Source organism: Rhodovastum atsumiense (assembly GCF_937425535.1).
In the GTDB taxonomy this organism is placed as follows: Bacteria; Pseudomonadota; Alphaproteobacteria; order Acetobacterales; family Acetobacteraceae; genus Rhodovastum; species Rhodovastum atsumiense.
In genome coordinates this window covers 3,873,871-3,896,531 of the sequence record NZ_OW485601.1, presented here as the reverse complement: position 1 = coordinate 3,896,531, position 22,661 = coordinate 3,873,871, and the positions used below count along the sequence as shown (strand labels likewise).

Genomic DNA, 22,661 nt, shown 5'->3' with positions numbered 1-22,661 from the left:
AACCAAACAGAGGCTCATGCGAGACGGAGTGTCCTACAATTCTTGTCGTGGACTCCATCGCCATCACCCGCGAATGTCTGCTTCACATGGTCGCCAGCCGCCCAGGCGGCGCCAGAGTGGAAGGCGTGCCGGATGCGAGTATCGCCGTGATGGAGCAGCCCGACCTCGTGCTGGTCTATGCCAGGGCCACGCCGGTCGATAAGGAGCCGGTGATACGCCAGTTCGACCTCATTCGTTCCCGATACGGACCTGCGCCGATCGTCGTGATTGCCGATCTCGACGATCACGAATGCATGCTGGCGGCGTTCCGGCATGCGGCGCGAGGCTACGTGCCCACGACGCTGCCTCGTCTGGTCGTGGTGGCGGCGATCGAACTCGTGCTGGCCGGCGGCACCTTCGTGCCGGAACAGATCATCAGCCGCCACCTTGTTCCATCCGTCGTGCCGGTCGATCCGCCTCCCTCGGAACCGGCCAGCCCGGCCACCGGCCCCGACATGCTTCTCACCACCCGCGAGACGGATGTCCTTCAGCTCCTGCGCGAAGGCAAGCCGAACAAGGTCATCGCCTACGCGCTGCAGATTTCGGAGAGCACGGTCAAGGTCCACGTCCGCAACATTATGAAGAAGCTGCGTGCCACCAACCGCACCCAGGTGGCCCTGTTCACGCACGTGAGCTGCGCGGGGTCCGCCGCGGTTACCGCGGTCGGAACCTGATCCCACGGCGTTGCCTCAGAATCGGATTGGCATGGAGAGCATCACCCTGAAATCGGGCGTGTCCTGCGTCAATCCGATCCCCACCGACGCGTCAAGGAAGACCCTTGGGCTCAGCACCACGCCCGCCCCGATCTCCAGCCACGAGAACACCTGATCGGACCCGGGAATCGGCCGTCCGGCCGACTCGCCTTTCGACTGGAAGACCGTATCGAAGGCAAGCCGCAGCGACGTTTCGGGGCTCGCCGCCAAAAGCGTCGAGACCCGCGCGCCCACCGAATCACCGAGCGAGGTGCTGATACCGTTGAACTTGCCCGGAAAGTTGTGCGTGTAGAAAATCTGGCCGAGAAACACCAGGGGGTCCTGGCGCTTCAGCAGGGTCATGCTTCCCTGCAGGCTGTCAAAGCCGGTGCCCGTTCCCACCGCGAAGGGAAAAGTCGCGATCTGGTTCTGCGAATAGGACGAGCTTCCGGTGCCGGCATAATAAAACAGGTTCAGCAGCACATCCGGCAGCAGGCCGTGTTCGTGCAGCACCTGCTTGGAAAGACCGATGGAGACGTCGCCGATCCCGGTGTGGGTGCTGTGCCGCGTGATGCTGCCCCCGAACGTCGCCTGGCCGCTGTTCCAGCCGTACGGAACGCGAATTTCGAACTGCGATTCCCAGGGCAGCCCGATGCGCAGACCGAGGCCGGCCTGCAACATGTCCTGCCGTACCCGCTGCGTCACCGGCGCCGGCAGAATGCCGGTTCCCAGGTTGACGTAGCTGAGTTGGGTCAGGCTATGGTACGAATAGCGTAGGTCCGGGACGATCTGCATCGTTCCTGCCGGCAGAAGCTGGCCGCCCTGATCGACCAGGGTATTTTCCAGGGCACGGGCGATCATCTCTTCCTGGGTGTCGTCCGGCTTCGCGCGATCCTGCGCCGCTGCCGGTTCCGCGGCTGGCGGGGCGGGTGGGGGCGCGGGGGGCGCCGTGGCGGTGCGCGGCTTTCCTCCGTTCGGCGGGGGGCGGGCGGGCGCGGCGGCTGTTGGCGCGGCGGCCGTGGCCGGGCGCGCCCGTTCGAGTGCTTCGACCCGACGGGTGAGCTGCTCGATGAGGGCGTCACGCCGCTGGATTTCACGCAGCAATTGCTCTGGTGTCGATTGGGCGCCTGCCATAACCGGCCAGAGCAGTAACGCAGTGGCAATTCCACCAGTATATCTTCGGACCATAGAATTGGTGATTCCACCCGGGTCGAAGTATTATTACGGCCCTGCCAACCATAAGCGGGCAGTAATTAATCACCAACTTATATTGGCGGCACAATTTCGTGAATGGGCTGCCCCGCTGCCGGATCCGGTCAGCCCCCCGGGGCCTGCGGCGTGGGATGATCCGGCCTTGCCCTGGCGCCCGCCGCGGTGGCCAGAGCATCGGCGGGGGCCGTCTGCACCGGCTTCGGCGATGCCACCCGCAGCGGGCCGCTGGAGGCCCAGAAATCCGAAGGCCGGGCCGCCAGCAGGTTCGGCGAAGGATGCCCGTCGGTGCGGCGCAGCAAAAAGCCGATCCTCCCCTGCCAGATATCCTCGAACCTGGCGATCGGCATCGTGCGGTTGCCGAAGGCCGGGTCGGCCAGCAGCACCCGATCTCCCTGCACGCCGCGGAACACGACGAAGTGGTTGAACCCCCGCAGCTTCACCGGCACGATCGCGGCGCCGAAGTCGATGAGATCCGAAAGGGTGAGTTCGGCGTAGCCGTCCGCCTCGAACCCGCGCGTCTGCGCGAAGCGCTTGAGGTCCAGCAACGAGAAGCCGAGACGCTGCTGCACCAGCGCGATGCTGGTCCGCCGCAACATGCCGGCGGCGGCATCGTGCTCGGTGACATCTTCGCCATGGCCGTATTTCAGCAGGGTCGCGAGCGCTGCCGCGCCGCAGCTGAGGTCGTATTTCTGAATCACCACGTTCTGCTGGCGCGCTTCAAGCAGGCTGCGCACGGCCTTCGCCTGCGGCACGGCCTCGCCGCCATGGCATCCCGCGAGCAGCGCGAGGGGAAGGGCACGGATCATCCAGCGTCGCATTGTCATGGCAATCGGACACCCGCGGCAGGACACGTTTCCGTCCATCGCGCGGCCGCACGGCGATGGCCCGTGCATCTTCCCCGCCGGCACGGGCAGCGTCACATTCCCAAAAAGGCGTACTACCAGCCGGCCGGCCCCGTCACTGGACGGGCGTCGCCACCACGTTGCCCCCGAACGCCGCCTGGAACCGGCGTGCGTCCTGTTCCGACTGGAAGCGAAAAAGGTAGCTGCGCTCGCTCGTCTCCTCGGCCGAAATCACGGCGCCGATCATCTGTGCCGCGAGCCAGGCGTGATGCCGCCACAAGGCGGTCATCATGACGGTGCGCAGCAACTCGGCCAGTGTTTCGGACGGAAGCGATTCGACCTTGTCGCAATAGGGCGCGATGGCGATCGCCGACGCACGGACCGCCTCGTTCCACTCCTCCGGTGAAAGCACAATCTTGACTGTGTGCGTCATCGGCTCTCCCCCAGCCACGCTGGCGGTGCCGCCGTCCGGGCGCAGCGCCGTGGCGGTGTGCGATGAATGCAGCGGCCGTTCAACCGCAAACGATGGCATGCCGGAGGACGTCAGGCCACCTGGCAGGAGTGGGTAGCATGCCGCGCACCGGACGATGGAATCACTGACCGGGACGGCGGGGTCATTGCCAGTTTTATTTACGACTATTGTGGAATTTCCACGCCGCGTCGCAGCTGACACAGTCATGGCGTTACGCCAAGGTTGCGATCATCACGCCAATTCTGCGGAGCGCGGCCGGAAATCTGCCTTGAGTTGGCGTAATGGCAGCATAACGGGTCGCCGCCGCATTCAGGATGAGGAACATACCGGAATGAAGAAAGCTCCGTTCACCAAGCTGGCCCTGTTCGCGGCCGCTGCACTCTTCTCTTTCGCCACTGTCGCGTCGGCAGCTCCGCTCAAGCTGAACGACACCCAGCTTGATCAGTCCACTGCGGGCGCCATCGGCAGCGGCAACGGCAACGGCAACGGCAATATCGGCGTCGGCAATGGCAACGGCAACGGCAACGGCAACAGCGGCGCGCTCAACGGCAACGGCAACGGCAACTTCAACATCGGCTACGGCAACGGCAACGGCAACGGCAACCTCAACTGGGGCCTGCTGAATGGCAACGGCAACGGCAACGGCAACTGGGGCGGGCTGAACGGCAACGGCAACGGCAACGGGAATATCGGCGCCGGCAGCGGCAACGGCAACGGCAACGGCAACCGATAAGGCAGGCACGCGCATGTCTGCATAGGCGACGGCGCGGCAAAGCCGCTTTCCGACCAGATCGGGGGCGGCCTTGCCCGTGCCGCAGCAGCCTGTTGGCTGGTCCGGTTGGCCATTGCCCCTGGCACGGTGGACCCCTGACAAGGACGACAGTGAGGGGAACTCCCGGGCCCGAGATGTTCGCAGGACCATCTACCACTTTTCGCCGAATGGTCAGGACCAAAGCACATTCAATAGTATTCTGGACCCGATTGGGAGCGGTCACGGCACCCGTGCCGAACCTGGCCAAACCCGATGGCTCCGATAAGGGGTGATGCATGAGGGCGATTGTTATCTCCGTTATCGCGCTTTGGGCCGGTTCCGCCGCCATGGCGGTTCCCTTGAAGCTCCCCGACGGCGCCCTGGATCAGATTGCCGCGGGTCTCAGCGTTGGCAGCGGCAACGGCAACGGCAACGGCAATACCGGCGCGCTCAACGGCAATGGCAACGGCAACGGCAATACCGGTGTCGGCAACGGCAACGGCAACGGCAACGGCAATGTCGGGACCGTGAACGGCAACACCAACGGCAACGGCAATATCGGTACCGGCAACGGCAACGGCAACGGCAACGGCCTGCCGGATGCGAATGGTAACATGGGCTACGCCAATGGGGGCAGCAACAACATCGGCGCCTTCAATGGACAGGGAAATACCAGCCCGACCAGCGGCAACGGCAACATAGGTGCCTTCAATGGCAACATTAACGGCGGGCTATACAACGGAAATGGCAATATCGGATCTTTCAATGGCAATGCGAACGGCAATGGGAACAGCCATCCCTGATCCGTTTTGACGCCGCTTCAACCGCCGCCGCCGGCGGATGTCCCATCTTGTGGCCTGGCAGGGCGGTATGCCTGGCATCGGCGCAGGAGGTCGAGGCTTGAACAGGGCGTTTCTTTGCGGTGTCGCCCTTCTCGGGTGGTCCGCAAGCACTCTCGCCATGGCGGACGCGGCGCAGCGCCTGAGCGACGTACAACTTGGCCAGGTCCAGGGCGGAGCCGGCAACGGCAACGGCAACGGCAATGTCGGCAATGGCAACGGCAACGGCAACCGTGGCGACGGCAACGGCAATGCCAATTACGGAGACAACAACGGGAACTACAATTCAGGCAGCAATCACGGCAACAACGGCATCGGCAGCAACCGGGGCAACGGTGCCGGTGGGGGAGTGAACGGCCTGTCCATCGCCCCGCAGTCGCTATCGGCGCCGGACGGAGGCCTGGGCCTGCCGGGCGTCGTTCCCTCACCCATCCTAGAAATACCCGGCGTGTCCGGATTACAGCTTGGCCCCACCCTGCCATCTGCAATCAAATGAGGACGGCCGTCGCACATACGATCCGGCGGCTCCGTCATGCCGCGCCGGACAAGGTGACTTTGCGAACGAGGCACAATCCGGCCCGCGCGTGGCTGCACCGGCGCCACGCGCGGATTCCGGCGGGACAGCTTCGCCGCGCGGACAGTCCCCGCGTACCCTGATGAAGGGCAGCGACAGACAGCCGTTCTTCCACGCAGGGCCGTCCCGCCGAATCTGCGCGCTGCTGATCGACCCGGTCAGGTTGAGGCGTGATTGCCTCGCACAGCTTCTGATGTCCAGCGCGCCTGACTTCGAAATCCACAGTGTCGCGGACTGCGGCGAAGCAGCACAGGAGCGCGCGGCGCTCGATATCGTCCTTTTCTATGCCATGCACCGGTGCGCCGCCACGGTCGATCTGGAGGCGGATCTGCAACGGGTTGCCGCGCATTTCCCCAAGCGGCCCATTCTCATGATCTGTGAACGCAACGAGGCGTTGACGATTTCGGAGACCCTGCAAGGCGGCCTGCGGGGAATTTTCCCGGCATCCCTTGGCACGACGCTGCTGATCGCGACGCTGCGGGTGATCGTCGCCACCGCCAGGCGCGCGGAACCACCGGCGCCACGCTGAGCGCGGCTGCCGGCCACGGCACCCTGACATCCTCTCGGAGGTGAAGCCCCGAGGTTCCCAGGTTTCGCCGGGCTGGTTCCTGCTTCATCGGGTCTGCCCACAAGGCGGCTTTTGTCGGGTTCCGGGGTGGTGTCCCACCAGCCATGCTGCGCGGTGGCAGGTCCTTCGGCAGCACCGCCCACTGGCAGCCGGTGCTCAGCACGTACATCACCCCGTTCACCACGGCGTGGATGTCGACGGTTCGCTTGTTGCCGCCGCAGGCAGTTATGAGCGGCATCAGGCCGCCGCCCGCGCCCCCTGGGGGCGGAGGATGATCCCGGGCACCGCCTCGGCGGGGGATGGCCGCCCGAAATAATAGCCCTGCAGCTCGTGATATCCCTCGGCCCGCAGCCGCTCGACCTGCCCTTCCGTCTCCACCCCCTCCGCCGTGATGGCCATGCCGAGATTGGCGCCAAGCCCGGCGACGGCGCGGATCACCGCGAGCGAGCCGGCATCGCTGTCCATGCTGGCGACGAAGGAACGGTCGAGCTTGATGCGGTCGAAGGGAAAGCGGCGCACATGACTCAGGCTGGAATAGCCGGTGCCGAAATCGTCCATGGCGATGCCGACGCCGCTGGCGCGCAGCCGGTGCAGCAGGTCGAAGGTGGCGTCACTGTCGGCGAGCAGCGCGGTCTCGGTGATCTCCAGCTCCAGCCGCTGCGGCGGCAGGCCGGCGGCCCACAGCGCCCCGGCCACCACTTCCCGCAGATCCTGCCCGCGAAACTGGCGGGGCGAGATGTTCACGGCGACCTTCACCCCGTCCGGCCACAGCGCCGCGTCGTGGCAGGCGTGCTGCAGCACCCACATCCCGATCGGCACGATGGCGCCGATCTCCTCGGCGACCTGCAGGAACTCCGATGGCGGCAGCAGCCCACGCTCGGGATGGCGCCAGCGCAGCAGCGCCTCGAAGCCGGTGACGCGGTTGCGGGTGACATCCACCACCGGCTGGTAGCGCATCTCGAAGGCGCCGGTCTCGACCGCCTGGCGCAGATCGGTCTCCAGCCGGCGGCGCGACTGCAGGCGCTGCTCCATCTCCGGGTCGAAATGGCAGAAATTGCTGCGGCCGCCTGCCTTCGCCGCATACAGCGCCATGTCGCTGTTCTTCAGGATCTCGTCCGGCTCCGTTGATCCCTCCGGGGCAACGGCGATGCCGACGCTGGTGCCGATCACCAACCGGTGCCCGTCGATCTGGTAGGGGGCGCCAATCGTCTCGATCAGCCGCACTGCCAGCGCGGCGGCCGCCTGCGGCTGCTGCGGCGCGCCGCGCTGGATGATCGCGAACTCGTCGCCGCCGAGCCGGGCGACGGTGTCGGTCATGCGCACGCACTCGCGCAGCCGCGCCGCCACCGCCTGCAGCAGCCGGTCCCCCACCGGATGGCCGAGCGTGTCGTTGACGTCCTTGAAATGATCGAGGTCGAGGCAGAGCACCGCCACCCGCTCCCCCTCTCCCCCCGCCGCCAGCGCCTCGGTGATCCGCTCGCGGAACAGCACCCGGTTGGGCAGGTCGGTCAGGGCGTCGTGGCGCGCCATGTGGCGGATACGCCGCTCGGCACTGTGCCGCTCGGTCACGTCCTCATGCACCGCCACCCAGCCGCCCCCCGCCATCACGTGCAGGATGACGCTGATGGTGCGCCCGTCCGACATCTCCCGCAGATGGCGCCCATGATACCGCGTGACGCCCTGCCGCAGCTCGGCGCGGTAGCGTTCCAGGACCTCCTGCACGCCCGCCTCCGACGCCTCGGCGTCCAGCAGGGTGCGGTTGACCTGGCGCAGGATCGCCTCCAGCGTCGTGCCGGGCCGCGTCAGCGACGCCGGCAGGCCGTAGAGGGCGGCATAGGCCTCGTTGCAGATGATCAGCCGCTCCCCGGCATCGAACATCGACAGCCCGAGCGGCATGTTGCTGATCGCCGCCTGCAGGCGATGGTGCTCCAGCCGCGCCTCGGCCGAGAAGCGCCGGCTGCTCGCCAGCGCGTCGCGGTAGCCGGCGACCGCCTCCATCAGCACGCCGATCTCGTCCTGGCGCTGCGGCCGGTCATCGAGCGGCACGTCGTCCTGCCCCTCGGCCAGCCGGCGCATCGCCTCGGCGATGCGCAGCAGCGGCATGCTGACATCGCTGGAAATCCACAGGATGACGATGGAGGTCAGCACGGTGGCGGCGACGATGCAGCCAAGCGTGAGCAGGATCGCCCAGCGATAGACCGCGGCGGCATCCTCCGCCGCCTGCCGCGCCGCTTCCTTGGTGATGCCGATCAGGTCTTCCAGCCGGCGCGCGGCATTCTCGAACGTGCCCAGCACCGCCCTGTCGAATTCCGCGCTGGCCGCCGCCAGCTCGCCATTCTCCAGCCGGGCCTGCACCGAGGCCAACGCCTGGCCATACGCCTCCCACAGCCGCCGGAAGATGGAAAACAGCGCCCGCTCCTGCGGCGTCGGCGCCGAGGCCAGGTATTTCGCCTCGGCCGCGGCGATCAGCTTCTGGCTCGCCTCGATCTCGGTGGCGATCTCCGCGAGCTGGCGGAACTCCGTGGTCTGTACCTGCCGCGTGGCCAGCAGCCGATGCTCGGAGGTCCAGCGCCTGATCTGCTCCAGCGTCTCGATCTGCGGCAACTGCACGGTGCGGATCGCATTGGCGAAGCGATTCACCTTGTGCAACTGCGCCAGGCCGAAGACCCCCATGCCGACGATCAGCGACAACGCCAGGCCGAACGCCGCCATCAGCTTGAAGCTGATGCTGACGCGTTGCGGGGACCGGCGGGGATGCGTCATCGGCGCGTCGGGGCGTTGCCCCGAACCCCACCAGAGGCTCCGCCCCTGAACCTGGCCAAGGGCAAAGCCCTTGGATCCCATTCAGGCAGGCTCATGACCGAGACACGACCACCGGCGCCGCCTACTGCATGTTGCTGAAATGCTTCCAGATCGCGTAGTTGGCACGGAATTCGGCATAGGAGGCGTAGACGCGGGCGAAATTCGGGTTCTTTGCCGATTCCTCGGTGACCACCTCGTTCCAGGCCTTCTCGAAGGCAACCAGGATCGCCGGCGGCCAACGCTTCAGCCTGACCCCCTCGGCCTGCATCTCCTTCATCGCCTGCCACTGCGCCGCCTCGCCCGCGGCAATGGAATCGCGCATCGCCTCGCCGCAGGCCGTTTCCAGCAGCGCCTGGTGGCGCAAGGGCAACCGCTCCCAGAGGGACTTGTTGACATAGAGGTCGAAGAACGTCGCCTGCTGGTGCCAGCCGGGGAAATAATAGAAGCGGGCCGCGGTGTAGAGCTGCAGCGGCTGGTCGAGCGAGGGCAGCGAGAACTCGGCCGCATCGATCCGGTCCTGCTGCATCGCCGGCAGGATCTCGCCCGGCGGCAACTGATAGGTCGTGGCCCCGAGCTTCTCCATCACCCGCGCGCCCAGGCCGAAGAACCGCATGCGCAGGCCCCGCAGGTCGGCGACCGTCGAGATCTCCTTGCGGAACCATCCCGACGCTTCCGGCGGAATCAGGATGCAGGGGATGTTGTGCACGCCCTCGCGATGGAACATCTCGCGCGCGAGCTCCAGCCCGCCACCGTGATACAGCCAGGCCAGGTACTCGCCGATGCCCGGGCCGAAGGGCACCGAGGAAAACATGTGATAGGCACTGTCCCCGGGCGCGAACCAGCCCGCCCCGGCCCAGGCCGCCGGAATGGTGCCGTCGGCCACCCGCCGCACCGTGTCCGCGGCCGGTACCAGCTCGCCCGGCTCGTGGAAGGCCAGCGCCAGCTCGCCCCCGGAGACCTGCGCGACCCGCCGGGCCAGGCCATGGGCAGCATCCCCCAGGATCGGCATGCTGCCGGGGAAGGTGCTGGCGATATCGATGACAGCGGGGGAAACCGCGCCGGCCGGCAGGACAGCCCCACCCCACGCCATGCCAGCCACCACCGCCACGGCCAGCCTGATCACATTCATCGCCTTCCCCTTCATCGCAGCGCCCCCCGCCGCGCCGGGCCGGGCCGGATGCAGCCGGGCATCGGCGTGCGAGGCCCGGCGGAGCCGCCGGAAACCGCAGGGCAACGATCCCCCGGCACCACCACACTCACATCAGCCAGCCCGGCCCAAGGATGTCAGAATAATTTCTGACAGAACAACAACCGGTCCGTCGGAAGCAGTGCCCGATCCACCCGCAGCGAATCCGTTAATGTGCAACGCTGCAATCATTGATATATATTATCCTTTATGATTTGTATTTTTCTCGCATTTATGGTCATTGTGCGCCTCGGGATCCTTTATAATATCTCAAGCAGACATTGCATCATCAGAAAATCAACGTCGGATCGATGTTCCCGGCGCGGGCCGCCCCATGCCCGCGGCTTCGCCACGCCGCCTCCAGCGTGGCGTTCGTTCCCATTCCAGGCAAGTGCAACGAACGAAAAAGCCAAGACAAGAGCAAAGACATAACAGTTATCAATGAACTGTTGCACCAATAACACAACGGCCGCGAAATCTTCGCCGACTGACATGGTTATATTGGGAACGTGGATATTTTTCTCTATTGAGGGCCGCCGTCATGGCCACGCTCACGTGACCAGAAGACACTGCCGAACAACGTTACGGAGAATCCGTGCATGGCCGGCCACAGGCTCCCCCTGAAGCTGGACGACAATGATGCTGCGGCAAAGGCCGCGACACGACGGATCGCGGCGGCCGGGGGGGCACTTTCTCCCGTTGCGCCGCGGCCCACCGCCTTTCAGGCCACGCCCCCGTCCGGCCAGGCCAACGCCGTGGGGAGGGACCGGCCATGAAACCGCCATCCCTGAAGCTGCTGTGCGACGTCGCCGGCGTCACCGCACAAGAGCGATGCGTGGACGCCCGGCTGGGCCTGGTCATTTCCGCCACGGGGTTGCGCAAGCTGGCCAGGATCGCACCCGACGAGCCGACACGCGAGATCCTGCTGCGCACCGCGGCGGAACTCTCCAGGGCGAAATGGCGGGTGGTGGCGGGGGGCCGGGGCGCCGCCTGAGGCCATGGAGGCAGGGGGTGTGGCCAGCCTGCCGCACCCGCGGCATCTTGTGCTGAGTTCTGCCGCACTGCACAAAATTTTTCTTCCAGTCGGCGTCCCATGCTTCATACTGGAACCTGGTAACGCCGCGGCAGCTGCGTTGCCTTTCTGGAAGTTTCCTCCCTAAGACTTGGCGGTCCCTGTGAGGGACCGCCATTTTTCCATAATTCCGTACCCCGTCAAGCCAGCCCGATAATACCGGGCCTGCCGGGCTGTACATTCAGCGTTGATGCCGGAATTTCGAAATCAATCCAGATGCGCAGTTGCGCCACGCATGGCACTGGATTTTTTCATGGCACCAACTGTTTGCGCTTTTTGCATCCCCATTCCCGCCGGCAATCAACCCTGGCGGATCGCATCAATGATCCGCGCGGCCTGGCGCAACACGCCTCCCGGTTTCCCCTCAGCCGGGGCGCCGGCCACGCCGCCTTCGATTTATCAGGCCGCATCAAGGGGATCTGCCGAAATTATCAATCATAAGATGAAGTTCACAAAATGATCCTGATATTTTTCGACAATTCTCCCCTTCAGTCACAGGGTTCAAAGATGCATATAATGAATAATCATAAATGCTTAACAAAGCGATATTGTCATGTTCACCAGAACGACTTCCACTCCACACCCGGTCCCGATGTCCTGCCTGATGGAGGGTACCCGACTGCGCAGCATGGCGAAGGCGCATCTGGACGATTGCATCCGCTCGAGATTCCTGGATCTCGCGGAGTTCTATGAGTCGATGGCGATCGCCGCCGCCGAGAACGCGGATGAGGCGGAGCTGGACGCCGTCCTCTTCTTGTGAATTTTTTCCCTGACGCGCCCGGCCCGGTCCCCAGGCACGCGCCCCCCGGCCGCATGAGCGGTCGCGGCAGCGACGCAATCGTCGCCACCGCCCCGCCTTACCTCTCCGGCGGCGCCGTCCGGGACGGCATGCTCTGCCGCAAGGGCGGCTGAAGCATCGGATCCGGCCTCGCGCCGGCCGCCATCAGCGCCAAACGGCGGAACATGGCACCCAGGGCCTCGCCGCCCGGATCCTGGAGTGGACTGGCATCCTGGCGTGGACTGGCCGCGATCCTGCCACGGCCGCGCGCCCCGGCCGGAGCCACTGGCGGTGCGGTTTCCCGTGGCGGCAACGGCGCGGCCTGCTGCGGCGACACGATGGGTGGCGACATGATGGGCGGCGCCTCGCACGCCCCTGCCAGCCAGGGCGCGACCGCCGGCGGCGATGCCGCCTGGGGCAGCGCGACGGCTTCCTGCCGCGCCACGACGGCCGGCGCGTCGCGCAAGGCCGCCAGCCAGGGCGCGACCGCCGGCGATGCTACCGGCTGGGCTGCCGGCGCGGCTTCCTGCCGCGCCACGGCGACCGGCCCGTCGCGCAAGGCCGCCAGCCAGGGCGCGACCGCCGGCGATGCTACCGGCTGGGCTGCCGGCGCGGCTTCCTGCCGCGCCACGGCGACCGGCCCGTCGCGCAAGGCCACCAGCCAGGGTGCGACCGCCGGCGATGCTACCGGCTGGGCTGCCGGCACGGCTTCCTGCCGCGCCACGGCGACCGGCCCGTCGCGCAAGGCCACCAGCCAGGGTGCGACCGCCGGCGATGCTACCGGCTGGGCTGCCGGCATGGCTTGCTGCCGCGCCACGGCAACCGACCCGTCGCGCAAGGCCGCCAACCAGGGCGCGACCGCCGGCGATGCTACCGGCTGGGGTGCCGGCATGGCTTGCTGGGGTGCCAGATGCGGCACCGGCATGGCCGCCACGGCCCCGCCCACCCCCGCCAGCCAGGGCGCCGCAGCCGACGCCGCCAGCGGCTGGCACATCACCGGATCCCGGCAGAAATCCGGCAACCAGGATGCAACCTCGCCCCCCCCGGCGCACCCCGTCGGCGACAGGGCGTTTTCGTTGGCCGGCCTCGGCACGAAGGCCGTGCGCCGCTCCGGGGCGGCGGCGACATGCGGAAACGGCAGGACCACCCTGGGGGACGGCCCGGGGCGGTCAGGCGCGGGGGCGGCACGCAGGCCCTGCCAGGGCGCAGCGGCCGGATCCGGGCGAGGCACCGCACCGCCCGGCGCTTCGGTGCCGGTCACGCCGCCGGCCGGCGGTGCCGTGAAACCTGGAAACCGACGGTACGGAAAATCCTGCTGCCCGAAGGCGGCCAGGGCCCGTCTCACGTCATTTGGAGTTGAATGCTCCACTGCCCGCCCCCCTCAGCACGAAGGCTGCCCCGCGTTTGTGTGTTGTCTACATAAATACCCAATATCCATGCCGGCGAGCAATATACCGAAATTTTCAACCTTAAGTTACAGAGGCCGAAAGGCCCATCAGCCAACCCTGGGGCGAGCAGCAATTGCGACAGCGTAAATTTACGGTAGAATGAAACCGGGCCAACCGCAGATGGCTCCGCAAAAAACGCAGACATGGGGGATATTTGGGTGGAATGCGAATGACATGGCATCGGCATGAACACGCGGACGGCCCCCCTGGACCAAGCGGCTTCTGCGACTCCGTGGCGTCTAAAAAAAATGACATTCCTCTCAAAATTGCACATGCCGCGGCGCTGAGCCGCCGCCTTGGCGTGAGCAGCCGCACGCCATGAGCACCCCGCGACCATGAGCCGGGACGGTCCCCCGGTCCTGCACCGTCTCGGCGAGACGGCGACCCTCCTGCTTGGCGGCATGCTGGTCACCATCGCGGCGACGGTGTCGCTGAGCGCGCGCGACCAGCTGATCTTCGCCAGCGCCGTCATGGCGATGTACCTGCTGATGCGACGGGCGCAGGGCCGCGTCGTCACCCTCGTCATGATGATGTTCTCCATGACGATGACGCTGCGCTACGTGTTCTGGCGCGCGACCGAGACGCTGGAATTCGGCTCCACCCTGGAACTCGCGCTCGGCCTGGCCCTGCTCGCCGCCGAGTTCTATGCCGCGATGGTGCTGATCCTCGGCTACGTGCAGACCATCGCCCCCTACCGGCGCCGTCCCCTGCCGCTGCCCGCCGACGACGCCACCTGGCCGACCGTCGACGTCTTCATCCCCACCTACAACGAATCCCTCGACGTCGTCCGCTCGACCGTGCTGGCCGCCATGTCCATGGACTGGCCGCCGGGCAAGATGAAGGTCTTCATCCTCGACGACGGGCGGCGCGCGGAATTCCGCGACTTCGCGGCGTCCTGCGGCTGCGGCTACATCACCCGCGACAACAACCGCCACGCCAAGGCGGGCAACCTCAACAACGCCATGCGGCAGACCGATGGCGAATACATCGTCATCTTCGACTGCGACCACATCGCCACGCGCGGCTTCCTGCAACTGACGATGGGCTGGATGGTCGCCGAGCCGCGGCTGGCCATGGTGCAGACCCCGCACCATTTCTATTCACCCGATCCGTTCCAGCGCAACCTCGCCTCCGGCACCCGCGTGCCCTCGGAAGGCAACCTGTTCTACGGCCTGATCCAGGATGGCAACGACTACTGGAACGCCTGCTTCTTCTGCGGCTCCTGCGCCGTGCTGCGCCGCACCGCGCTGGAGGAGATCGGCGGCATCGCCACCGAGACCGTCACCGAAGACGCCCACACCATGCTCAAGCTGCACCGGCGCGGCTGGGAGAGCGCCTATCTGCGCCTGCCGCTCGCCGCCGGCCTCGCCACCGAGCGGCTGGGCCTGCACATCGGCCAGCGCATCCGCTGGGCCCGCGGCATGCTGCAGATCTTCCGCCTCGACAATCCGCTGCTCGGGCGCGGCCTGACGCTCGGGCAGCGGCTGTGCTACCTGCAGGCCTGCTCGCATTTCCTGTTCGCCCTGCCGCGCGTCATCTTCCTGGTGGCGCCGCTGGCCTACCTGCTCGGCGGGCAGAACGTGATCGCCGCCTCGCCGCTGGCGATCACCGCCTATTCGCTGCCGCACATCCTGCTCTCGACCATGACCAATTCCCGCATCCAGCAGCACTGGCGGCATTCGTTCTGGAGCGAGATCTATGAAAGCGTGCTCGCGCTGGCGCTGGTGCGCGTCACCCTGGTCACGCTGCTCGCGCCGCGGCGCGGCCGGTTCAACGTCACCGCCAAGGGCGGCCTGCTGGAAAACGGCTATTTCGACCTGCGCGCGGTCTATCCCAACCTGATCCTCGCCGGGCTGCTGATCGCCGGCGTGGGGCTCGGCATCACCCGCCTCGCGCTGTTCGAGAACGACACGCTGACCTTCCAGGCGCTGCTGCTCAATTCGATCTGGGGCTTCTTCAGCCTGCTGATCGTGCTGGCGGCGCTGGCGGTGGGGCGGGAGACGCGGCAGCTGCGCAACAGCGCGCGCATCGCCGCCGAGCTGCCGGTACGGGTGCGCCTGCCCGACGGCACCGAGCACGCGGGCGTCACCATCGACATCTCCTCCAGCGGGGCACGCATGCACCTGCCCGGCCTGCCGGCCACGGCGCCGGAAGGCGAGGTTGCCGTGACCTTCTGGCCGGGCGAGGAAGACATCACCGTCGCGGGCCGGCTGGTCGGCGCCGGCGGGCAGCAGTTGCAGGTGACGTGGCAGGTGGACACGCTGGAAGAGGAAGCGAGGGTGGTGCGTATCGTCTATGGCCGTGTCGATGCCTGGGTCGGCTGGGGCGACTACCCCCCCGACCGGCCGCTGCGCAGCTTGTTGAACGTCCTGGTCTCGATCCGTGGCCTGTTCCGCCCGCCCGGCTCGCTGCTGCAGGGCGAGGGGCGCGCGCGCGCCGACAAGGGATCGCGCCGCCGGCTCGGCGCCGCCGGCGGCGGCGCCGCCGCGTTGCTGCTGCTGCTGCTGGCCCTGCCCGCCGCAGCCCAACCTTTCGCGCCCACGGGGACTCCCCCGGGCGGCACCCTCGCCCCCCTCGGCGCGCCTGCCGCCGGCACGCCTGACAGCCTCGCGGCGGCCCGTCCCGCCTTCGCCGACGCCCAGGGACCGGGCTCGCGGGTGGTGGTGCTCAATCTCCGCCAGCTCGGCGCCGCCGGCACCATGACCCTGCGCGGCACCAGCGACCTGCAGGGCCTGGAATTCGGCATCCGCGCCGACGAGGTGGTCACCGCGGCGCAACTGACGCTGACCGGCGCCATGTCGCCGTCGATGATCCCCGAATTCAGCAACATCACCGTCACCCTCAACGAACTGTACGTCGGCACCATCCCGGTCGACCGCGACCACCCCACCTACCAGGTGAGCTTCCCGGTCAGCCCGACCTTCTTCCTCTCCGACAGCAACCACCTGAATTTCCGCTTCACCGGCCGCTACACCCGCGAATGCAACGATCCGCTCAGCGGCCTGCTCTGGGGCAGCCTGTATGACAGCTCCACCCTGACGCTGCGGCTGGAGCGCCTGCCCGCCCAGCGCGGGCTCGGCCGGCTGCCGCTGCCCTTCTTCGACCCGCGCGAGCGCGAGCGCCTGACCCTGCCCTTCGTGCTGCCCTCCGCCCCGCGCGACGAGACGCTGAAGGCCGCCGGCGTGCTGGCTTCCTGGTTCGGCCAGCACGCCGCCTATCGCGGCGCCAGCTTCCCGCTGATGACCCGCCCGCCCGGCGAGGGCAACGCGGTGGTGATCCTGGTCGGCGAGGACGTGGCCGCCAGCGGCCTCGGCCTGCCCGCCCTCAGCGGCCCGACGCTCGCCGTGGTCGCCAACCCCACCGACAGCCTCGGTTCGCTGCTGGTGGTGGCCGGGCGCACCCCGCGCGAGGCCGAGGCCGCCGCCACCGCGCTGGCGATCGGCGCCCGCGCCTTCGGCAACGTCCCCCTGGCCACGGTGCGCGCCCCGGAACTGCCGCAGCGGCGCCCCTACGACGCGCCCAACTGGATCCCCGCCGACCGCCCGGTGCGGCTCGGCGAGCTGGTGGAGCCCTCGGCGCTGATCAATCGCGGCTATGTCGGCATGCTGCATGTCGCCTTCCGCACCGCGCCTGATTTCTACACCTGGCGCGACCGCCCCTTCCCGCTCGACCTGCGCATCACCGCCCCGCCCGGGCCGGTGATCGATCTCGGCCCGTCACGGCTCGATGTCAGCATGAACGGGCTTTATATCCAGACCCGCTCGCTGGCGCCGGAGGGGGTCGGGCTGGACCCGCTGCGCCGGCTGGTCGGCCTGCAGCCGCGGCGGCTCGACACCACGGTGCCGCTGCCCACCTACACGGTATTCGCCCAGAACGACCTGCAGCTTTTCTTCGACGCCCGCCCGCTGCATCGCGGCGACTGCGTCGCCGTGCCGGCCGACCTGCGCATGGCCGTCGATCCGGACAGCACCGTCGACCTCAGCCGCGGCTGGCGGGTCTCCACCCTGCCCAACCTCGCCTGGTTCGCCTCGGCCGGCTTTCCCTTCACCCGCATGGCCGATCTTTCCGACACCGCCGTCGTGCTGCCCGAACAGCCGGGCGGGGTGGAGATCAGCGCCTTCCTGATGCTGATGGGCCGCATCGGCGCCTTCGTCGGCCACCCGGCGACCGGCCTGGTGGTGACCCGGCCGGGCGACCTCTCCGCCGTCGCCGGGCGCGACCTGCTGCTGCTGGGCACGCTGCAGCATCTCGGCAGCGCCGGAGGCCTGCTGGACCGCGCACCGGTGCGGCCGACGGAAGGCGGCATCACCGTCGCCGTCGCCGACGAGCTGAACCCGGTGCTGCGCCTGTTCGGCGATGCCGGCGCGCGCGATCGCGACCGCGCCGCCGCCGCCATCGCCGCGGGCCTGTCCGACGACTGGGCCGCGCTGGTCGGCATGGAAAGCCCGCTGCAGCGCGGCCGGTCGCTGGTGGCCCTGCTCGCCGCCACGCCCCAGGCGATCGAGACCATGATCCTGGGCTTCGACGACCCCGCGCAGAACCAGCGCATCCAGGGCGACCTGACGCTGTTCAAGGGCGGCGAGCCCAGCTCCTTCCGCATCGGCGACACCTACACCTTCGGCCACCTGCCGTTCTGGCTATGGCCGAGCTGGGCGCTCAGCGACCGTCCGGTGCTGCTCGCCACCATCATGCTGGGCGGGTGCAGCCTGTTCGGCCTCGGCATGCTCAGCCTGGTGCGCCACGGTGGCCGGCGTGGCCGCAAGCCCCCTCCCGCATCACGAGCCAATCCATGACCCCCCAGCCTCATCCCCTCCCCCGGCAGGACGGCCCCGCGCCCGACACGGCGGAGCCCGGGTTCCGGCAGGCCCTGCAGGTCATGACCGTGCTGGTGCCGGTCGCGGCCATCGCCGGGGTCGGCCTCGGCGGACTGACGGACCTTGCCCTCGGGCAATTCGACCGGGCCATGGCGGAGCTGGTGCCGGCCAGCGCCGCGCCGCGCCCGGCCGCCCCGCCCCCCTTTGTCCTGTCGTCTCCCCTCCCGCCCCAGGAGCCCCAGGACACCGGGGCATGGAGCCAGGACACGGCCGCCGTCCCGGCCATCCCCCCGGCCGTGAGGCCGCGCTTCGACGCCTGGCTCGCCGAGGCCGCCTCTCCCCCCTGGGCCCGCCCGGCCGAGGCGGTGATCGGGCCGAAGACCACCATCCGGCCACGTGCCGGCGCGGCGCCGGACTGGGCAGGCGATCCGGCGAGCGACCGGGAGGCAAGCGAGCGGATGGATGTCGCCGTGGCGACCCCGGCCCCGCCCGCCCCTGTCCCCGCTCCGGAGCCCCGGACCACGATCGCCGAGGCGCCCTCCGTCCCGCCGCCTTCACCGCCGGCGGCCCCCGCCCCCGCGCCGGCGAACCGCGCCTTCGAGGTGCTGCTGCAGCAGGCGGACATGTGGCAGTCCCGCAACGAGCCCGAACGGGCCCGCGACAGCCTGCGCCGCGCCCTGCTGCTCGCCCCGGGCCACCCGGAGGCCGAGGCGAGGCTGCGGGCGATGGCGCCGTCGCGCGCGGCCCCCTGGACCACGCCGCGGGAATGGCCGGCCCAGGCGGCCGCCATCCCGGCCGGGGTGAAGGTCGCCTTCACCCCCTTCGCCCTGACCCCGCCCGTCGCCCCGGCCCCCGCCCCCGGGCCGCGGCAGGTGCTGGCGCTGCGCGAGACCCTGCTGCGCCGCGAGCCCGCCAACATGGCGGCGCGGCAGGACGCGGTGCAGGCAGCGCTGGCGCTGAACGAGCGGGTGCGCGCCCGGCAACTGGCCCAGGACGGGCTGCGCCAGGCCCCGAACGACCCGCAGGCCTGGCTGGTCGCCGCCGATCTCGAACGCGGCCTGGGCGAGGAGGCGCGCGCCACCCGCCACCTGGAACGTGCCCGCGACCTGCAGGCCCAACTGGCCAGCTATCGCACCCCCGCCCCCGGCCGCGCCTATGCCGCCGCCGCCCCGGGCCGCGGCCCGGGCGGCGCGACGGGCACGGCCCCGGTCGTGGTCATGGCCCTGGTCGACGATGCCGCGGATGAGGCCGGCGCGCTCGGGCCGCTGCCGCTGCAGCCCGGCGCCCCCGCCCGGCCGCGTCCCGCCCGGCCGGTCGCTCCGGCCGCGCCCGCCCCGGCCCCGCTTCCGGCCAACAACGACCCGGACCCGTGGCAGACCCCCTTCGTCAATCCCTTCCGCCGCGGCGGCGAGCCGGCGATGCGGACGGCGGACACCACGCTGACCATCCTGCCGCGCGACACCGATCCGCTGCTGCGCGACATCGACCGCGACATCGCCACCCTGCGCAACGAGGTCGCCCCCTGGGTCCAGGGCGGGCTCGACATCCGCGGCCGCTCCGGCGATTCCGGGACCAGCCGGCTGACCCAGTACACGACGCCGCTGCAGGCCAATTTCTCCCCCGGCGGCACCGGGCGGCTGCGCATCGACATCACCCCCACCATCCTCGATGCCGGCCGGCTCGACGGCAACAATCCCTGGGCCTATTCGAGCTTCGGCTCCACCGGCCTGGCGCTGCAGGGCTCCGGCACCTCGGTCACCTATGGCGGCCCCACCGTGCCGAGCCAGCAGGCCAGCGGCGTCGGGCTCGGCCTCGCCTACCTGCTCAACAGCCTGAAGGTGGATGTCGGCAGCAGCCCGCTCGGCTTCCCCACCACCAACGTGCTCGGCGGCATCGAGTGGGCGCCGCAGCTCACCGAGAAACTGCGCCTGCGCCTGACCGGCGAGCGCCGCGCCATCGAGGATTCGCTGCTCTCCTATGCCGGCACCCGTGATCCCGTGACCGGCCAGACCTGGGGCGGCGTCACCCGCACCGGCGGGCGGGCGCAACTGGAACTGAGCGCGGGCCCGATGGAGCTGCATGCCGGCGTCGGCGGCGCGATGCTGCGCGGGCGGCACGTGCAGGACAACTCCATGGTGACGGTGCAGGCCGGCGGCAGCCTGCCGCTCTGGAAGACACCCACCCAGGAACTGCGCGGCGGGCTGGAGCTGACCTACTTCCAGTACGCGAAGAACCTGAGCGGCTACACCCTCGGCCAGGGCGGCTATTTCAGCCCGCAGAGCTACGTCTCCGCCATCATGCCGATCACCTATCGCGAGCAGGTCAATGACTGGCTGAGCTGGGAAGTCGGCGTCGGCGCCGGCGTGCAGAGCTACCGCAGCAGCAGTTCCGACTATTTCCCGCTCGATCCGGCCCTGCAGGGCGCCTGGGCCGCCAAGGCCGCCACCATGACCGGGATGACGGCGCAACTGCCGGCGAGCAGCAAGACCGGCTTCGCCGGCTCCGCCCGCGCGGCCGTCGACTACGCCGTCAGCCCCTCCCTGACCCTGTCAGGGCGCTTCGGCTACCAGCAGGTCGGCAATTTCCGCGAGGCCACCGGCATGCTCGTGGCGAAATACGTCTTCAACGGAGCCACGCCATGAGCGATCTCACGCCGGCGCCCCAGTGGCGCGTGTTCCTGCATGCGCTGGCCGAGGAAATCGACAGCCAGGGCGGCGTCGCCGCGCGCGACGAGCTGCTGCGCGGGATCGGCCGCCGCATGGCGAAGCTGCGTCCCATCCTCGCCGTTTCCGGCATCGACCTGCTCACCGCCGAGATCAACGAGCAGCTCGGCCTGATGGGCTGGGGCCAGGCGAGCCTGCATGTCGCCGACGAGTATCCCGCCCTGCAGATCGTCCACACCGGCCTGCCGCGGGTCGGTGCCGGTGGGGATCCGCCGGGGAGCTGGATGTCGGCGCTGCTCGAAGGGCTTTACCAGGGCTGGCTCGCCCAGCAGCCCGGCAGCGAGCCCGGCATGACCGTGCGCCGCGAGTCCGTCAGCGCACGCGCCGTCACCCTCCGCTACGGCCGGCGCAACGACATCACCACGGCGGGCGAGGTCAGCGGCGCGATCACGGGGCCGATCCGCGCGCCGTCATGATCTTCGCCTCCTTCGAATTCCTGCTGCTGTTCCTGCCGGCCTTCTTCGCCACGTATTTCCTGGCCCCCGCGCGGCTGCGCAACCTGGTCATCGTGGCGTTCTCCTGGGCGTTCTATGCGTGGTGGCGGGTGGATTTCCTGGCGCTGCTGGCCGGTGTCACCCTGGGCACCTTCCTGGTCGCCCGCGCCATGGACCGCGCCGGCCCGGCCAGCCGGCGCGGCCGCGTGCTGCTGCTGGCCGGGCTCGCCGGCAATCTGGGCGTGCTCGGCTATTTCAAATACGCCAATTTCGGTGTCGCCACCTTCAACGACCTCGTCACCGCCTGGGGCGGCCAGCCCATGGCCTGGACGCAGATCGTGCTGCCGGTCGGCCTGTCCTTCTACGTGCTGCAATCGATCAGCTACCTGGTCGACCTGCGCCGCGGCAGCGTGCCGGTGAGCCGCAGCTTCCTCGATTATGCCGCCTACAAGGCGCTGTTCCCCCAGTTGATCGCCGGGCCGATCGTGCGCTACGCCGAGATCGCCGATGCGCTGAAGCACCGCACCCATTCGCTGCGCCTGTTCGGCGAGGGCGCGCGCATCGCCATGACCGGCTTCGCCATGAAGGTGGTGTTCGGCGACACGCTGAGCCCGGTCGTCGACGCCGCCTTCGCCCTGCCCGCGCCCAGCCTCGCCGATGCCTGGACCGGGGCGCTGGCCTACACGCTGCAGCTCTATTTCGACTTCGCCGGCTATTCGCTGCTGGCGATCGGGCTGGCGCGGATGATGGGATTCCATTTCCCGGCCAATTTCGACAATCCCTATCTCGCCACCTCCATCCAGGAATTCTGGCAGCGCTGGCACATGACGCTGTCGCGCTTCCTGCGCGACTATCTCTACGTGCCGCTCGGCGGCAACCGGCACGGCCCGGTCCGCACCTATCTGAACCTGATGGCGGTGATGGTGATCGGCGGCGCCTGGCACGGCGCAAGCTGGAACTTCATCGTCTGGGGCGCGTGGCAGGGGCTTTGCCTCGGGCTGCATCGCGCGTGGTCGCGGCGACGCCCCCGGCATGCCCCTGCTTCACCCATGCACCGGCTCGGCGCCCATCTGCTGACCATGCTGGCGGTGGTGCTCGGCTGGGTGGTGTTCCGCGCCGCCGATCTCGGGGCCGCCGGCACCCTGTATGCCGGCATGCTCGGGCTGCATGGCATCGGCCTGTCCGACGCGCTCGCCTGGCAGATCACGCCGGACCGGCACGGGATGCTGCTGCTGGCCCTGCTGGCGGTCTATGCGCCGCTGCTGCGCGGCCTCGTCCCGCGCCCGGCGCTGCCCCTGCCCGGCTGGCTTGGTGGCGGGATGCGCGTGGCCGGCCCGCTCGCCGCCTTCTCGCTCGGCATCGTGCTGCTCTACAGCCGCGACGCCGTCCCCTTCCTGTATTTCCAGTTCTGACCC

Annotated in this window: 18 protein-coding genes and 1 pseudogene; 12 read left to right on the top strand and 7 right to left on the bottom strand. The window is 68.7% G+C overall.

Annotated features, from left to right (window positions below; genetic code table 11):
• The first annotated feature begins 47 nt into the window (after positions 1 to 47).
• Positions 48 to 713: a response regulator transcription factor gene (locus NBY65_RS17750; protein ID WP_162530736.1), complete on the top strand. Its 666-nt coding sequence runs from the start codon at positions 48 to 50 to the stop codon at positions 711 to 713.
• 15 nt (positions 714 to 728) lie between these two features.
• On the opposite strand, the gene NBY65_RS17745 is transcribed toward NBY65_RS17750, so the two are convergent.
• From NBY65_RS17745 to NBY65_RS17735, 3 genes are all read right to left on the bottom strand, one after another.
• Positions 729 to 1,835 carry a transporter gene (locus NBY65_RS17745; protein ID WP_150043060.1) on the bottom strand — a complete coding sequence of 369 codons (1,107 nt, stop codon included), beginning with the start codon at positions 1,833 to 1,835 and terminating at the stop codon, positions 729 to 731.
• Between the two features lie 212 nt (positions 1,836 to 2,047).
• The gene (locus tag NBY65_RS17740) at positions 2,048 to 2,767 is read right to left on the bottom strand and encodes a C39 family peptidase (RefSeq protein WP_150043061.1); all 720 of its coding nucleotides are present in this window, start codon (positions 2,765 to 2,767) and stop codon (positions 2,048 to 2,050) included.
• A 133-nt stretch (positions 2,768 to 2,900) separates the two neighbouring features.
• On the bottom strand, positions 2,901 to 3,317 hold the full coding sequence (locus NBY65_RS17735; RefSeq protein WP_150043062.1) for a hypothetical protein: 417 nt from the start codon (positions 3,315 to 3,317) through the stop codon (positions 2,901 to 2,903).
• Between the two features lie 55 nt (positions 3,318 to 3,372).
• On the opposite strand from NBY65_RS17735, the gene NBY65_RS17730 reads away from it, so the two are divergent.
• The 4 genes from NBY65_RS17730 to NBY65_RS17715 all read left to right on the top strand — a co-directional run bounded on the left by NBY65_RS17730 (position 3,373) and on the right by NBY65_RS17715 (position 5,950).
• Complete coding sequence (locus tag NBY65_RS17730) at positions 3,373 to 3,990, top strand: hypothetical protein (RefSeq protein ID WP_250265691.1); 618 nt, start codon at positions 3,373 to 3,375, stop codon at positions 3,988 to 3,990.
• A gap of 314 nt (positions 3,991 to 4,304) precedes the next feature.
• A complete protein-coding gene (locus NBY65_RS17725) occupies positions 4,305 to 4,811 on the top strand; it encodes a hypothetical protein (protein ID WP_203330623.1) in 507 nt (168 codons plus the stop codon).
• A gap of 157 nt (positions 4,812 to 4,968) precedes the next feature.
• Positions 4,969 to 5,343, top strand: coding sequence for a hypothetical protein (locus NBY65_RS17720; RefSeq protein ID WP_150043063.1), 375 nt, complete (start codon positions 4,969 to 4,971; stop codon positions 5,341 to 5,343).
• Between the two features lie 160 nt (positions 5,344 to 5,503).
• Positions 5,504 to 5,950: a response regulator transcription factor gene (locus NBY65_RS17715; protein WP_162530731.1), complete on the top strand. Its 447-nt coding sequence runs from the start codon at positions 5,504 to 5,506 to the stop codon at positions 5,948 to 5,950.
• A 145-nt stretch (positions 5,951 to 6,095) separates the two neighbouring features.
• On the opposite strand, the pseudogene NBY65_RS17710 reads toward NBY65_RS17715, so the two are convergent.
• The 3 genes and pseudogenes from NBY65_RS17710 to NBY65_RS17700 all read right to left on the bottom strand — a co-directional run.
• Positions 6,096 to 6,206: pseudogene (locus tag NBY65_RS17710) on the bottom strand (transposase); the annotation flags it as partial.
• 20 nt (positions 6,207 to 6,226) lie between these two features.
• Positions 6,227 to 8,752, bottom strand: coding sequence for an EAL domain-containing protein (locus NBY65_RS17705; protein WP_162530737.1), 2,526 nt, complete (start codon positions 8,750 to 8,752; stop codon positions 6,227 to 6,229).
• A gap of 121 nt (positions 8,753 to 8,873) precedes the next feature.
• The gene (locus NBY65_RS17700; RefSeq protein WP_162530738.1) at positions 8,874 to 9,920 is read right to left on the bottom strand and encodes a TRAP transporter substrate-binding protein; all 1,047 of its coding nucleotides are present in this window, start codon (positions 9,918 to 9,920) and stop codon (positions 8,874 to 8,876) included.
• Positions 9,921 to 10,749: 829 nt separating this feature from the next.
• Here NBY65_RS17700 and NBY65_RS17695 point away from each other — a divergent pair.
• From NBY65_RS17695 to NBY65_RS17685, 3 genes are all read left to right on the top strand, one after another.
• Positions 10,750 to 10,971, top strand: a complete 222-nt coding sequence (locus NBY65_RS17695) for a ferritin family protein (protein ID WP_150043066.1) — start codon at positions 10,750 to 10,752, stop codon at positions 10,969 to 10,971.
• 313 nt (positions 10,972 to 11,284) lie between these two features.
• The gene (locus tag NBY65_RS17690; RefSeq protein ID WP_150043067.1) at positions 11,285 to 11,509 is read left to right on the top strand and encodes a hypothetical protein; all 225 of its coding nucleotides are present in this window, start codon (positions 11,285 to 11,287) and stop codon (positions 11,507 to 11,509) included.
• A 144-nt stretch (positions 11,510 to 11,653) separates the two neighbouring features.
• A complete protein-coding gene (locus NBY65_RS17685) occupies positions 11,654 to 11,809 on the top strand; it encodes a hypothetical protein (protein ID WP_162530739.1) in 156 nt (51 codons plus the stop codon).
• 97 nt (positions 11,810 to 11,906) lie between these two features.
• On the opposite strand, the gene NBY65_RS33840 is transcribed toward NBY65_RS17685, so the two are convergent.
• Entirely contained in the window at positions 11,907 to 13,172 is a 1,266-nt protein-coding gene (locus NBY65_RS33840) for a hypothetical protein (protein WP_284347514.1), read from the bottom strand.
• 438 nt (positions 13,173 to 13,610) lie between these two features.
• Between NBY65_RS33840 and bcsA the strand changes: the two genes are divergently transcribed.
• Genes bcsA through NBY65_RS17660 form a run of 4 tightly spaced genes read left to right on the top strand, consistent with a single transcriptional unit; the run spans position 13,611 to position 22,658 of the window.
• Positions 13,611 to 18,068: a UDP-forming cellulose synthase catalytic subunit gene (gene bcsA, locus NBY65_RS17675; RefSeq protein WP_150043835.1), complete on the top strand. Its 4,458-nt coding sequence runs from the start codon at positions 13,611 to 13,613 to the stop codon at positions 18,066 to 18,068.
• On the top strand, positions 18,065 to 20,731 hold the full coding sequence (locus NBY65_RS17670; protein ID WP_162530793.1) for a cellulose synthase subunit BcsC-related outer membrane protein: 2,667 nt from the start codon (positions 18,065 to 18,067) through the stop codon (positions 20,729 to 20,731). Before bcsA ends, NBY65_RS17670 begins: the two co-directional genes overlap by 4 nt.
• On the top strand, positions 20,728 to 21,228 hold the full coding sequence (gene bcsD / locus NBY65_RS17665; protein ID WP_150043839.1) for a cellulose biosynthesis protein BcsD: 501 nt from the start codon (positions 20,728 to 20,730) through the stop codon (positions 21,226 to 21,228). Before NBY65_RS17670 ends, bcsD begins: the two co-directional genes overlap by 4 nt.
• The gene (locus tag NBY65_RS17660; protein ID WP_150043841.1) at positions 21,225 to 22,658 is read left to right on the top strand and encodes an MBOAT family O-acyltransferase; all 1,434 of its coding nucleotides are present in this window, start codon (positions 21,225 to 21,227) and stop codon (positions 22,656 to 22,658) included. The genes bcsD and NBY65_RS17660 overlap by 4 nt, the downstream gene beginning before the upstream one ends.
• The last annotated feature ends 3 nt before the right edge of the window (positions 22,659 to 22,661 follow it).

Coding starts and splice junctions, on each gene's coding strand:
- NBY65_RS17740 (WP_150043061.1), bottom strand. CDS start 2,767: ATGACAATGCGACGCTGGATGATCCGTGCCCTTCCCCTCGCGCTGCTC.
- NBY65_RS17735 (WP_150043062.1), bottom strand. CDS start 3,317: ATGCCATCGTTTGCGGTTGAACGGCCGCTGCATTCATCGCACACCGCC.
- NBY65_RS17730 (WP_250265691.1), top strand. CDS start 3,373: ATGGAATCACTGACCGGGACGGCGGGGTCATTGCCAGTTTTATTTACG.
- NBY65_RS17725 (WP_203330623.1), top strand. CDS start 4,305: ATGAGGGCGATTGTTATCTCCGTTATCGCGCTTTGGGCCGGTTCCGCC.
- NBY65_RS17720 (WP_150043063.1), top strand. CDS start 4,969: ATGGCGGACGCGGCGCAGCGCCTGAGCGACGTACAACTTGGCCAGGTC.
- NBY65_RS17715 (WP_162530731.1), top strand. CDS start 5,504: ATGAAGGGCAGCGACAGACAGCCGTTCTTCCACGCAGGGCCGTCCCGC.
- NBY65_RS17705 (WP_162530737.1), bottom strand. CDS start 8,752: ATGACGCATCCCCGCCGGTCCCCGCAACGCGTCAGCATCAGCTTCAAG.
- NBY65_RS17700 (WP_162530738.1), bottom strand. CDS start 9,920: ATGAATGTGATCAGGCTGGCCGTGGCGGTGGTGGCTGGCATGGCGTGG.
- NBY65_RS17695 (WP_150043066.1), top strand. CDS start 10,750: ATGAAACCGCCATCCCTGAAGCTGCTGTGCGACGTCGCCGGCGTCACC.
- NBY65_RS17690 (WP_150043067.1), top strand. CDS start 11,285: ATGGCACTGGATTTTTTCATGGCACCAACTGTTTGCGCTTTTTGCATC.
- NBY65_RS17685 (WP_162530739.1), top strand. CDS start 11,654: ATGGAGGGTACCCGACTGCGCAGCATGGCGAAGGCGCATCTGGACGAT.
- bcsA (WP_150043835.1), top strand. CDS start 13,611: ATGAGCCGGGACGGTCCCCCGGTCCTGCACCGTCTCGGCGAGACGGCG.
- NBY65_RS17670 (WP_162530793.1), top strand. CDS start 18,065: ATGACCCCCCAGCCTCATCCCCTCCCCCGGCAGGACGGCCCCGCGCCC.
- bcsD (WP_150043839.1), top strand. CDS start 20,728: ATGAGCGATCTCACGCCGGCGCCCCAGTGGCGCGTGTTCCTGCATGCG.
- NBY65_RS17660 (WP_150043841.1), top strand. CDS start 21,225: ATGATCTTCGCCTCCTTCGAATTCCTGCTGCTGTTCCTGCCGGCCTTC.